The 12,275-nt window shown below is 30.3% G+C and carries 17 protein-coding genes and 2 pseudogenes; 2 read left to right on the top strand and 17 right to left on the bottom strand.

Going from position 1 to position 12,275, the window contains the following annotated elements; translation table 11 throughout:
• Window positions 1-119 precede the first annotated feature (119 nt).
• Window positions 120-470, top strand: a complete 351-nt coding sequence (locus tag JOC75_RS02700; RefSeq protein ID WP_204952575.1) for a hypothetical protein — start codon at window positions 120-122, stop codon at window positions 468-470.
• Between the two features lie 20 nt (window positions 471-490).
• Here JOC75_RS02700 and JOC75_RS02695 read toward each other — a convergent pair whose 3' ends face one another.
• The 10 genes and pseudogenes from JOC75_RS02695 to JOC75_RS02650 all read right to left on the bottom strand — a co-directional run bounded on the left by JOC75_RS02695 (window position 491) and on the right by JOC75_RS02650 (window position 7,356).
• Entirely contained in the window at window positions 491-1,255 is a 765-nt protein-coding gene (locus JOC75_RS02695; protein ID WP_204952574.1) for a hypothetical protein, read from the bottom strand.
• 849 nt (window positions 1,256-2,104) lie between these two features.
• A complete protein-coding gene (locus JOC75_RS02690; protein ID WP_204952573.1) occupies window positions 2,105-2,854 on the bottom strand; it encodes a hypothetical protein in 750 nt (249 codons plus the stop codon).
• A gap of 14 nt (window positions 2,855-2,868) precedes the next feature.
• A pseudogene (locus JOC75_RS02685) lies at window positions 2,869-3,014 on the bottom strand (IS1595 family transposase); the annotation flags it as partial.
• Window positions 3,015-3,224: 210 nt separating this feature from the next.
• Window positions 3,225-3,584 carry a hypothetical protein gene (locus JOC75_RS02680; RefSeq protein ID WP_204952572.1) on the bottom strand — a complete coding sequence of 120 codons (360 nt, stop codon included), beginning with the start codon at window positions 3,582-3,584 and terminating at the stop codon, window positions 3,225-3,227.
• A 205-nt stretch (window positions 3,585-3,789) separates the two neighbouring features.
• Window positions 3,790-4,266, bottom strand: a complete 477-nt coding sequence (locus tag JOC75_RS02675) for a DUF1572 family protein (protein WP_239589251.1) — start codon at window positions 4,264-4,266, stop codon at window positions 3,790-3,792.
• A gap of 146 nt (window positions 4,267-4,412) precedes the next feature.
• Window positions 4,413-4,598: a hypothetical protein gene (locus tag JOC75_RS02670; RefSeq protein WP_204952571.1), complete on the bottom strand. Its 186-nt coding sequence runs from the start codon at window positions 4,596-4,598 to the stop codon at window positions 4,413-4,415.
• 125 nt (window positions 4,599-4,723) lie between these two features.
• A pseudogene (locus tag JOC75_RS02665) lies at window positions 4,724-5,700 on the bottom strand (HD domain-containing protein).
• 159 nt (window positions 5,701-5,859) lie between these two features.
• The gene (locus JOC75_RS02660; protein ID WP_204952570.1) at window positions 5,860-6,315 is read right to left on the bottom strand and encodes a VOC family protein; all 456 of its coding nucleotides are present in this window, start codon (window positions 6,313-6,315) and stop codon (window positions 5,860-5,862) included.
• Between the two features lie 166 nt (window positions 6,316-6,481).
• On the bottom strand, window positions 6,482-6,910 hold the full coding sequence (locus JOC75_RS02655) for an NUDIX hydrolase (protein ID WP_204952569.1): 429 nt from the start codon (window positions 6,908-6,910) through the stop codon (window positions 6,482-6,484).
• A 260-nt stretch (window positions 6,911-7,170) separates the two neighbouring features.
• The gene (locus JOC75_RS02650) at window positions 7,171-7,356 is read right to left on the bottom strand and encodes a DUF4926 domain-containing protein (protein ID WP_204952568.1); all 186 of its coding nucleotides are present in this window, start codon (window positions 7,354-7,356) and stop codon (window positions 7,171-7,173) included.
• Window positions 7,357-7,660: 304 nt separating this feature from the next.
• Between JOC75_RS02650 and JOC75_RS02645 the strand changes: the two genes are divergently transcribed.
• Complete coding sequence (locus JOC75_RS02645; RefSeq protein ID WP_204952567.1) at window positions 7,661-8,242, top strand: hypothetical protein; 582 nt, start codon at window positions 7,661-7,663, stop codon at window positions 8,240-8,242.
• 139 nt (window positions 8,243-8,381) lie between these two features.
• Here the strand turns inward: JOC75_RS02645 and JOC75_RS02640 are convergent, their stop codons facing one another.
• The 7 genes from JOC75_RS02640 to JOC75_RS02610 form a co-directional block, all read right to left on the bottom strand.
• Complete coding sequence (locus tag JOC75_RS02640; RefSeq protein WP_204952566.1) at window positions 8,382-8,852, bottom strand: GNAT family N-acetyltransferase; 471 nt, start codon at window positions 8,850-8,852, stop codon at window positions 8,382-8,384.
• A 120-nt stretch (window positions 8,853-8,972) separates the two neighbouring features.
• Complete coding sequence (locus tag JOC75_RS02635; RefSeq protein WP_204952565.1) at window positions 8,973-9,173, bottom strand: hypothetical protein; 201 nt, start codon at window positions 9,171-9,173, stop codon at window positions 8,973-8,975.
• Window positions 9,174-9,189: 16 nt separating this feature from the next.
• Complete coding sequence (locus JOC75_RS02630; protein ID WP_204952564.1) at window positions 9,190-9,663, bottom strand: CBO0543 family protein; 474 nt, start codon at window positions 9,661-9,663, stop codon at window positions 9,190-9,192.
• Window positions 9,656-10,156, bottom strand: a complete 501-nt coding sequence (locus tag JOC75_RS02625; RefSeq protein ID WP_204952563.1) for a CBO0543 family protein — start codon at window positions 10,154-10,156, stop codon at window positions 9,656-9,658. The genes JOC75_RS02630 and JOC75_RS02625 overlap by 8 nt, the downstream gene beginning before the upstream one ends.
• A gap of 671 nt (window positions 10,157-10,827) precedes the next feature.
• The gene (locus JOC75_RS02620; RefSeq protein ID WP_204952562.1) at window positions 10,828-11,280 is read right to left on the bottom strand and encodes a hypothetical protein; all 453 of its coding nucleotides are present in this window, start codon (window positions 11,278-11,280) and stop codon (window positions 10,828-10,830) included.
• Window positions 11,281-11,554: 274 nt separating this feature from the next.
• Complete coding sequence (locus JOC75_RS02615) at window positions 11,555-11,746, bottom strand: hypothetical protein (protein WP_204952561.1); 192 nt, start codon at window positions 11,744-11,746, stop codon at window positions 11,555-11,557.
• A gap of 252 nt (window positions 11,747-11,998) precedes the next feature.
• Window positions 11,999-12,244 (bottom strand): DUF4190 domain-containing protein, encoded by a 246-nt coding sequence (locus tag JOC75_RS02610; protein ID WP_204952560.1) that lies wholly within the window; start codon window positions 12,242-12,244, stop codon window positions 11,999-12,001.
• Between the last annotated feature and the right edge of the window lie 31 nt (window positions 12,245-12,275).

Below are 12,275 nucleotides of genomic sequence, written 5' to 3'. Positions count from 1 at the left end.
GCATAACTACCTTGATAATTATTTATATATCGTTTTGTAAATAACTCTAGTTCTATTTTCTACTCAAAGTAGAATGATTTTATGGTATAATTTAGCAAAACATTAAAGGAGATTATAGTATGTCTTGGAAAGATTATAAGTATTTGCATGTATATGCCCAGCATTCTCATCATCATGAATCTTTTATCGTAGGAAATAGAGAAGCATTGATTGAGCTTAGAGCTTTAATAGATAAGGCTTTGGTTAACAATACATCCATGGGTGATTTCTTTCCTTCTGATGAAGAGGGATACCAGTTATATGTAGGGGTAGTAGAAAATGAAGATATGTTTAATTCATTAGAAATGCCTTACACGGAACAATTCGGGGAACGTAATAACCATAATTACTTCATAAATTTAAAACAAGATAAAAAAGCACCTTACTCTCCAGTTATACTATTTCCAGATGAAGATAAAAAAGAAGAGTGATAGACACTCTTCTTTTCATTTTAATATAATGTGGTGCCAGGACCAGGCTTATGCTTTGATGGGACAAGGGAACGTAATGAATAATGATGCTTCATTTTAGTAGGAGTGTCTCCAATGTGGTAATGCCAATACCAGTCTGATGAACCTGGTTTCAATGGAATAGTACCGTTGTCAATTCTAAAGACTATTTGTTTCGTTCGCTTATGCTGAATTTTGAGCAAAGATGTGATTTTATCTTTACTATTCTTAGCGTTCCAAACCAATGTATAATTTTTCCCTACGGATTTTAATTTATTTTTAAGATACTTAGATGCTATTTTTGTACCTTGTTTCACAATGGTCTGTAAAGCCACTCTAGCTGCAGCTGCAGCAATAGGGACAAGGATTGGTGCGATAAAAGGTTGGATTTTACCTTGATTAAGTTCTACTTCATATTGTGCAAACTCTTTTTCATAATTCTTTTCCAGATCCAAAAATTCTTGGCTATTGAATATCTCATTGTATACTTGGTCAATTTCTGCGATACTCATATTCTCATAATCTTCTTCGGTATATTCAAATTCTTCAAGATAGTCACCAATTTCATCTTCCAGTTCTTGTAATTCGGCAGGCAACTCTTCTTTATATAGCACTTCATCTGAAGTGAATTCCTCTCCAAAGCCAATTTTGATTTCTGTTTCATCAGAATTAGCTTCAGTTGCAGCAGATGCTGCATTAGGTAGTACAGCAGATGAAAAAAGCAAGAAACATAGAAAAAATGAAACATAATTTAAATTTTTAAACACATGCAACTCTCCTATTCAACTTTTTTAACTTTTTCATATTACCATAATTAAACCAAAAAAACTATATTTTTCCATAATATAGTTTAATAATCAATTCATACAATAGCTATATGTATGGATGCGTACTTTATGTGAAAATTTGATTATGTGTAATGATCGTAAATATTATGTATGCTCCAATTTCAAAATAGACAATTTAAAATTGGATTATATTTCAAAATCTTCAACCTATTCTTTTTATTAATAGATTCCAAGAGTATTTTTCACATTTAACTAAATCGTTATTGCATAAAATCAGTCTACTACGTAACAAATAATTCCCTATGCGTTTTGATCTTTGGCGTAAAAAGGAAAGAATCTTGTATTTCACTCCCCAGAAGTGTTAATAACACTTCTCTTTCGTTCTTTCTCCAATAAAAAAACATCTCAACCCCAGTAATATCAAGGATTCGAGATGTTTTAACTACTTTTTTTTAGTTGTTTAATAGATATTTTACACGAAGTTTAATCTTTAAGAATACTAGGGAGATGCCCTCCCTCTCTTCCGTTTATGTACAATAAAAAATTGCACAAATTTTTTTTGTCCTTTTTACAGTTACAATTATATCCAACTGGATAAATAATTAATAATGTGAAATTAGATCTTCAACACTTACGCTCTTATTGCTGAAGATTTCTCCTACACTATTTATTTGTACTGCGCAGCAAGTGAATCTGTTGTTTTTCCTTTTTCTTATTAAAAATAAGCTACCAGTTAATTTAATAAGATTTAGTCAGATTCTAGATTATAGTTTTATTATTCCAAAGGCTTTGTTAAAATATAATGTTGATATTTACGATTAAAAACACTTATTCTCTTGATAAGTCATTTTTACTTTTAATACGGTTATTAATAATTTTCAGTGACCTCTTGGCTTCATTCCTTATAAACAATTGACTATCGTTTTGTTCGATTTCCATAAGAGTTTTAGTGATATTGATGTCGTTAAAACTTTCAAATGCTCTGACCAATTTCCATCGGATAATATTATCGTTGTAATTGTTTCTTAAACATAGAAAAAGTGCATCAATAATTTGAGTATTAGAATGTATTTTGTTGTAAAAACAAATGAATCCTATTGCATCAATAACTTCTCTAATTGTAGGGATGTTATTTGTCTTTAGTACATCCATTAAAACTGGTAGAATATCATCTTTCATATGAGCTAAAGTTCGAGCGATAATATCCCTCGGTAAAGGATAGCTTTTCTTATTGAAACCATTTGTAGGTAATACTGTATGTTGATTATTACCTATCTGTCCTAAATATTCGACCATAATCTTTGCAGACTGAACATCACCTTTTGAAAGTGCGTCACATAATTCAATCTTTGTATAAAGTTTTTTCTCTTGTTTAAGAGTATGAAGAAACAAACGAATCAAGTCATCGTTCAAATCATACTTCTCTGATAATATTTTTACAGCAATAGTTCTTTTATATGCTTCTTTGGATTTAAGCATTTCCAATAGTTCAATTTGTGTATGATTACTATATTGTTGTAAATAATCTTCGCTTGTAATTTTCCCACGACTTTTTAACTGAGAATCAGAACTTTTCATTTATTCCCCCTATATCAATTGGCATAAAGTGATACTCTAAGACTATCGTAGGTTGTATTAGTTGAGAATAAGCAACTTTCGACAATTATTTTGCTAATAGATGCATTGTCACTTCGGTGTTTAACACAATATCTAAGAATTGAAACCAACTCAAATTTATCTTTAGGTCATTGATGTTTATCCCAAACACCGAAAGGTGTTTAACATATTTTATATATTTAATATGTTAAACTCCTTTTATTTTTATTTGGTATCACATAATGCTGATTATGGCAGTATGTTTTATGATAAAAACCTGAAAATTAAGTAATACATAAAAACTTGCATATTTTCGGCTCTTTATTTTTTTCCTTATTGAGTTAAAGCTCCTCTATAGTTGAATAAGGATACTAAAAATTAGTGCAAAAATTAAAGAACAAAATAATATCCATATTACTTCTATACGCATAAAGGAAATTATTACACTACGATTCTTTATATTAGCAATATTTTTGGCAACTTTTAGATTGATTGGCACAAAAAATAAAGAAAACAGAAATCCTCCTGAAATTGAAATACAAAGATAAATTATTGGCAAATTGGAAGTTAATTCTGAGATAAAATTCCCAATTATAAAAACAGGAACTCCCGCCCATATAAAGAAGGTGAAAAATAATAAAACTGATGCTATTATAACTAACATAAAATTCTTTTTTAGCACCATTGAATAGTTTTGAGAATACAAACTCATATTATCCACTCCTGTGTTCTTTATCTTTATTCAACAATCTCGCCCCAATAGTTCAATAAATTCAATAAAAACATTAATCTTCTTGGATTAACCCCCCGTACTTTAATTGTAAAATTGTACAACTAAAAAAGGCGAAAAAATCTTTTTTATACCTTTTTATCTGATAACTTCTGATAAGATTCTTTAGATTCATTCTTAGGAATGCTTAAATAGTCCAATCTTTGTCTTTTATTTGTTTTCCAATATAAAGAATTTGTCCTAAGTGATTGCTAATATGAGCCACTTCGGTTTGAATCGCTTGAAGTACACTTAAAGGTTGTTGTCTAATAGTAACTGTTTTAACTAAATCCTCTGCTCTAAGGTTTTCAATTGTATTAAAAAGTAATAGCCACCCTGCTTCCCAAATTTGCATTAGATGTTCCTTGGATTCATTAGCATTAACAAATTCCAAGTCTCTATTTCTATAAGATTTCTCCCCATCTGTAATCAGAAAATTTACCCACCGAGAGTGCATATTCCCACTTAAATGTTTGATTATAATTGCAATGCTATTGGATTCTTCACTTGGCTCCCAGTGTAATTCTTCTTCTGATAATTGTTGTATTCCTTTTTCTGCACGATCTTTAAAGTGTTTAAATTGCCCAATCGCAATTGTAAGATATTCCTTTTCAAAGTTACTCAAAAATATCCCCCCAATTGAATATCCATTCGTAAATTATAATATCGTTTATTGAACTATTCTGACCGTTACTTGAATAAGAAAAAATCATTACCACTGTTCCAGAATTGCTTCCAATTACTTCAGTTAAGAATCATATCGGAACATTACTAATTCGACTTTGTTATCATTCTTGTAATTTGTCTTGCAGGGAAGAATGCTGTAAACATAATTAAACCAATATATAAAGGATATCTTAATATTTCATTTGTTGACTTTCCTAATAAATAAGGCATACCCACAATAATTGAAATAGCTCCAATTAAGAACAAAACAAATTTGATTTTATTCCACATATAAATTCTCCTATCATTATTTTCTTGTTTCACTAAACTGCACAGTTAGTACAATAAATTCTATACAAATAGCGTCAATCCTTCTTGGATCAACGCACACGATGGTGACTAACATCTATACTAACTTAGTTTGAGAGTATTCTTACATACATTCCTTTTTTTGCTTTCTTATATGCTGTATTGTTCATAATCTTTACTCTTTCTGATAGTTCTGACACTCGCTTTAATTCTCCATCCTTTAAAATAGAAGGGTCAATCATCCGAAGTTTTTTTATCAGATGTAAATGATAATTTTCTCTATCCTCTTGTACTTTCACATTTGGATTGAGTTTACTTAAAAAACTAAGTAATTCCTTATCTTCTGATGATTTTATTTTATTTATTATTTCGTCATCTTTACCATGGAAATCATTAGGGTTTAATATATTCTTTTCTAAAGATAGTTTCAAAGTCTTAGCTAGCATATCATAGCCATAGATATTTAACGGATCCAGAAAGAAGTCAATTACTTCTTTGTAATACGTTTCGACAAACCATTCAGCCATTTCAATGTTTTGAAGATACATTTTCCCTTCGACAACGGTTAAGTTCTGCAAAAAACGATTTACTTCGTCTAATGAGATATTTTCGTACACATACATATCACGAAGAGTATAATCTACTCTATCTGCACATAATTCGGGTGCTGGCTGTTCCAACAATGTCCAATTAGTATCATCAAACAAAACATCTTCATAATTGTAATCATACTTGGCTAAAATTGTTGGGATTACAGAGTTGTCAATTACTGAACTATATATTTTTTCATGATAGTCTTCTTCCTTATTTTCAAATACGAAATCAATTACATGAGAAAATGCTGTGTGGGAGACATCATGCAATAACCCTGCAATTGCTCTTCGACTGTTCCACCAAGTTTTCTTATTAACAACATGACACCTATCGAGTGGTCAAAACGAGTTACATTCCACTTTTCATTAACTAAGTAACTTGCTCCGCCTTGATGAATTCCCTTTAACCTTTGAATTGGGTCACTTAAAATTAATTCTTCTAATACACTATCTACTTCAAATATACCGTAAATTTCATCTGATATAATCATTTGTCTCCCCCTTAAATTCAAAGACTAAAGCAGAAATTCATTATTTCTTCTTACATTATTCTGCTCCGCAAACTTAATAATTTTCACAAAAAAGCACTTCTTCTTCTTGAAGAAATGCACCCGTTTGTTTAAGTACATTTCTTCACAAAAGTTAATAATTTATTTTGTTTGATTCCATTCTTCTAATGTCATCATTTTAAATTCTTCTTCGAAATCCAATCTTAACGGGGCAATTAGTTCAATACTATTGCCATCTGGATCTTTAAAATAAATTGCTGCGTGAGCTTGTGGATTATTAGGTAATACTAGTGGTTGTTTTTCAGATGGAAAGCCAAAATTAGTAGAGATCTCTATGTCCCTTTCTTCTAACCATTCTTTAATATTTTGCATATTATCTTTATCAATTTGGAAAGCTATATGCCTTAACGATGGATGGTAAGATGTCTTAACCTTATCTGTTTCCCACAACCCTAACCAGCTTCTTCCTTTTTCAATCCAGAAAAACACTAATTTTTCTTGTTGATAGGCTATTTCTAAATCTAATTTTTTATAAAACTCAATGGATCGTTTTAGATTACTAACAGGTAAATGAGCTTCATATATCCCTTTGATCACTTGATAGATCCCCCCCTAAATGTTCGTGTTTAATTTTACCATAAAACCCAAATGCCTTATTACACTAAACTGCACCTATACTTCAATAAGACAAAGGGCAATCCTTTCTTTCTTTAAGGAATGCTACCCGTTAGTGCAATAAGAAGTTTTCAACCAATTTTACTTTCTAAAGCAAAGTTGATAGTCCCTCTGGAACTAACCTTAATTTCTCATTTGTAAATTGGCTAATTGGCTTCCAATACAATTTGAATTGTACCCCATTATCTTCATACCCTACAAAAGAAGGTTTTTCATAAAAGGACTTTTCAACAAATTCAGCATTATATACAAATACTATTTCGTGCCCAAGGTCCCCATTATAAGTAAATATATTTTCAAGAGTTCCTAAGAAGATTACGTTTGTTATATTGGCCCCAATCTCTTCAAGGACTTCTCTCTTTAAAGCATTAGAACTTGTCTCCCCGTATTCAATTCCTCCTCCAATTGGACGATAATAATAATCTTGCTTTACCTCATCAAATCCTTCACAGACAAGTATTGAATCGTTTTTCCTAAATACACAAATAGCAATTGCTCGAATTTGTCCTTTTTTCATCTATTCTCCAGCCCCTTCTCCAACTATCCTAAACATCTTAAGGATAATGTCTCCTTCTTTTGAATATTTTCCGTTTTCCTTAGCTGCTCACATTAGTTTAACATTAATTTCCTTTTCACTTACATAGAAAAGGCATTCCTGATTAAAGAAATGCCCACAATAGTGCAATAAGCGTTTCTGCTAGAAACACCCCTGTTAGTTTAACAAGACCGATTCATTCAAGTTTTCCTTCATTAAACCAACCTACAATGAAACCTTAGTTAAACAACAACTTCAAGAAATTCTCGTGATAACGCACCTAAGAATAACGTTGTTCCATTACTATCACATATTTCTACTTCAAATTTTTTCTCATCATAAACTTCTAAAATTGTCCCAATTTGCCCTTTGGTGATGGCTTCATGTGGCTTGTCTTTTGTAATTCTAACCACATCAAATGGTTTCATTTTATCCCCCCTTGTTATACAAACCTGATCCGTTAGCACAATAGATTCTATAAAAATAGCGTCAATCCCTTCTTGGCTAAACGCCCCCGTTTGTTTAAGTAGATTCCTCCACAAACTTGTCTTTTGCCGTTTCTTTTAATAAACCCTTGTCAGTAAAAAAGAAAAAATCTCTCTTTAGAGATTAATAGCAATTAATTAGATTTGTTAAATCCCAAGTATGCCAAGTGTTTATAATTCTTATTTGCAATTATTTGTTTAATTTTGTATTCTATTATATTACTCAAAAATAAAAGAAGGTGGACTAATGAACAGTCTTGAAAAGGCAGCTATACGAAAACAGCAAGCAGATGATATCTTAAATAAATTAAAATTGGTACAGAAATGGGAATCAGTAGGTAACTGTTTTATAGTAGGTGCAGTTGCTTATGATTTAATTGTTACACCCGATATTGATTTAGAAATATTCAGTGAGGTCCCTAATCCATATGAAATTATGCGTGAATTAGCATTACTGACTTTAAATAAAAACGTAATTGAACTTAAATATAGAGATTACACAAGGACAGATTTTAATGGTCATTACTTTAAATTGATTTATCAAGCAGAGGAACTTGAATGGAATATTGATATGTGGTTTTTCTCAAATAAACGGAAAGGTGCACTCTCAAGGGATTTAGTACCTTTTATGAAAAATAACTTAACCGAAGATACAAGAAAATCGATTCTTGATATTAAAGAAGCATTACTTCTGTTAAACGAAGAGTATTCGTCCATTTTTATTTATCAAGCCGTATTAGAATTTGGAGTTAGGAATATAGATGGCTTTCTTAAATGGGCTAATAATCATAACACAACTGTTCCTTTCCATTGGAGACCTAAATCATAGGAATCGATTAACATTTTTTAGGATTTAAAGGGTGGATAAATGGGAAATTCTAATCCCAATTATCCTTATCCGTTCCTTTAAACCAAACTGCTCCGATAGTGAAAAAGCGACTGTTCTTATTGAACACTCGCACGTTAGCTTAACAAACCTTTTTATAAAAAATAAGGGTTGTTTTATCATTTATTGTCTTGCTATCTCCTGTTTGGTTATAGCCCATTTTTTCATATAAATAACAATTTCCTGCTTCCCCTAATATTGTAGCTAATTCCCAACTGGTTGCTTGAGGGAACATTTCTTCAATTAAAATTATAGCCTTCTGAGCTATTCCTTTTCTTTGATAAGTAGGTAAAATAAACATTGGACTAATCCAAAAATGTACATCTTCTATCCAAAAAACACAGATAGCACCTACAAGTTTATTATCAGCCAATATCTTATAGAAACCACCATCAGGTCTATTTATTCTCGTTAATACCCTGTCGATAGTTTCATTTGCTGGATTAGTATCATAGTCTTTATACTTATCCAACAATGGCAAAAATGCCTTAACTTGAATATCAAAAATAGATTGTGCATCATTATCTGTTGCTTTTTTTAACCTAATCTCCATTACTTCACCCACCAAATAATTTTAGATTATATTACATTATCTGACTAAAACTCATCAAAGTTCTTATTCAACTCTACTGCCCGTTAGTTTAAGTGAAGAACTTCACAATATCGCAAATCTTCATTTATGACCATTTGCTGTAAAATTTTTCTCACCAATAATTCCAATACTATTTTCTTTTCCAAACATTTCGCCATATTCATTAGTAAAAGTCGAGCTATTATCTTCGCAATTTTTTTCTTTGATTAACCTATCTGTGTTATATTCTGAAATAATAAAAACATTACAACACAAAATGAACATTAATGTAAGATTCTTCAATGAAGCCCCTCTTATACTAAATAGAAAAAACTTGTTTCAATTTAAAAAACCATTTATATATCACCATCTCAATATAAAATAAAGAAAACAAACTAATCCAGGTCCAATACCAGTCCCATGAGTGATATTCGATAACCATTGTGTATTTCTCTAGTAAATACTCTATGATCGTAAAAAACGAAATAATAGTAAAATAATATCCCGATCTTATCTTAAGTGTTTTTTTTCGTGGATAATGAAGAATGAAGAAAATAGTTGTGATTGGAAAGACTACATACTCAAATAATAAACTAGTTTTATTTACTTCTGCAAATTCACGAACAGGATATTCTAACCAACCTAATTCAACAACACTCAATCCTAAAATCCAAGTGAAAAATTGGGACATAAAGAAAATGAATGAGGCTTTATCTGCTTTTTTGTAAGGGATAAACAATATTGCAGTCAAATATATAACCAATGTTCCATTGAGGATCATTTTTTCAATCATAGTAGTTTCCCTTTCCTTCAATTGCTTTTTTGGAAAACCAATCAACATATAAATGACAAATGACAAAATAAAAAGCAAAATTAATATATAAACGCATAGGTTGTGACTTTTCTGTTTCTTTGAGGAATTCTTGTAAGTTTGTATATATCGAAATAAAGTAAATAAACCAAACAATGATAGAAATAAATATAAAATAATGAAGTACTTTTTTGGTAAATGATGAGTTAATTGGAAAAATAAGAATAAACCATGTGAAAACCATCGGAATAAACAGGAAGTTTTGAGTAAATCCCACTTTAGTTGAATATGTGAAAATTCTTACAGGATATTCAATAGAGCCTGTTTGGACTAAAATAATACAACCTGCCCATGTAAATGCATGAAACACTAAAAAACTTACTATTGCTAACCTTAACTTCTCCCGTGGAATATACAATAAAGAAGCAATTGGTATAATGAATAAAAAAAACATAATAAATTGCTCAATTGTCATAGTCTTCTACAACCTTTTTGTATGATTAATAAAATAAATCAATATAGATGTATTTATCCAGTAGTTAAAGTTATTTTTTTAGCAACTGAATCAAGTTCAAATTCATCATTTAAAAAATGAATTTAAGAATCTCAGATTTACTTTATTTTAAAGGTTAGGAGCAGTTGCTGATTTATTAAGACATTTATTCGATCAACCACTAACTTTGAATCAAAATTAAAGCAAACTTTAGTCTTATTATGTTTAAGAAGTTATGTAGTATATTTTCATGGCAGTGTAAAAGGACATGCTCATTGGTATAGGGCTTTCTAAAAATATTTCATATTGTTTACTTTTATCATTCATACATTTATATTCTCTTTAATTAAGAAGAATAAATACATGGTATTTAACTTTTTATTTTTGTTCAATGTAGATAACTTCTCCAATTCTCCCCTGATATACACTAAATCTTTTAGTAAGCAATTTCTATTTCAATACTTGAACACTTGCATTTTAGTGTAGTTATACAAGCTTCAACATCTTCAGATGATGAAGATGTTGAAGCTATAGACTTACGATAATTGAATAAATCTACTTATAAAAAAACAAAAAAATATACTAGCACCAGAATCCCAAATAATCTCTTCTTTTTAAAGATACTCCCTTCCTAGACAGTAACGTTCCTTAACCTATTCACGATATAGATAGTTTAATCCACTACTCCTGTCTACCTGAAAAACCAATTGCGAATCAGATGTAACCATCAGTGTATTAAAATAGAGTCCGTACCCATTATTCTCTGGATATCCGTATACATAACAAACGACCTCTTCATCCTTCATAAAAACAATTTGGTTCATACCCTCATTGATGGTTTCTGTAATGTCAGCCCACTTGTACCCAACCATTTCGTATACATCTTCATTACTTGTGTAGGGATTAAATGAATAGGCAACATCCCACTCAAACGGGGTGACATCTATTAAATTCACCTTTTCAACAGATTCATCTATGGAAAGGATTTTTTCTTTAAATCGTTTTTCGTTTAAATCCCACAAATCCTCCTCTTCAATAAATTTTATGAAAGCAACAATTAGCATAATACATACTACAATGGTCGCTACCTTATTTTCTGTTTTCAAATTAGTGCTCTCCTCTTTTTGGAAAACTATCGTTCAGAAACTTGCTTCATTATCAATGCACTGATTATTGTTTTATTAAGAGCTTGCTATCATTTGCTAAAATTAAAATTTTGTAATCTCTTATTGAACTTGGATAAGCTCTCTCTCACCTTTTTTCCAACCACTTATTTATAGAACAAGCTCATAATAAAATGGAATTCCATTTTATTCGGAAGCCCCCGACCAATTATTAGTTTCCATCAATTTACCGTTTATAATTAGTTCAGCATTTTTATTAAGATTTCTTTGTATTTTTTCGTAGTTTACTACCGTAATAATATAATAGGCATCCAAAACAAATGCCCAATAATATAATTGATAACCAATATACAATTGGAGCTGCACTGGGAGCATATGTTAAGATGAGACCTAAACCAATTCCAGCAACCATATATAAAGTAATAAATCGCATTATTTTAACGTACATTAGCTTAACCTCCCTAACGCTTTATCTAACTTATACTAATTTTACCATTTTTCATTTAACTTTACTGCCCAAGGATAAAATGAAAACTCTAAAATTCTAGTTAACATAATAATATTATTTAATGCTAGAAAAATAGCCAAACCTGATAGTAAAGGCTTGGCTATTTTTCGTTTATTAACTTTTAAACATATTTGATTAAATACCGATTTAGCTCTTATAGAGTCCTAGTTATTTTTTGAACTTTTATAATACTTAAACTGTTAAAGTGATCACTCCAATAAAGCCTATGAAATTAAAAGCAATGGCCACTAAAGCTAGTTTCCTTCCTCTTTGTTTAACATTGGATTCTTTTAAACTCATTAAACCCCATATTAGTCCAGCAATGCTAAGAAACGTTCCTTCTTTAACAAAAATAAGTCCAAAAATCGATATAATCCCTATAATTAAAGAAAATACTGCATTAAATTTAATATTTTCTTCTGAGCCTTTTTCATTCACGATTACCACTCCTAACCATTTACCTATTGCT

Source organism: Metabacillus crassostreae, from assembly GCF_016908395.1.
In the GTDB taxonomy this organism is placed as follows: domain Bacteria; phylum Bacillota; class Bacilli; order Bacillales; family Bacillaceae; genus Metabacillus; species Metabacillus crassostreae.
Note: the sequence above shows the minus strand (reverse complement) of the source record. Positions and strands in the feature narration are given on the sequence as shown.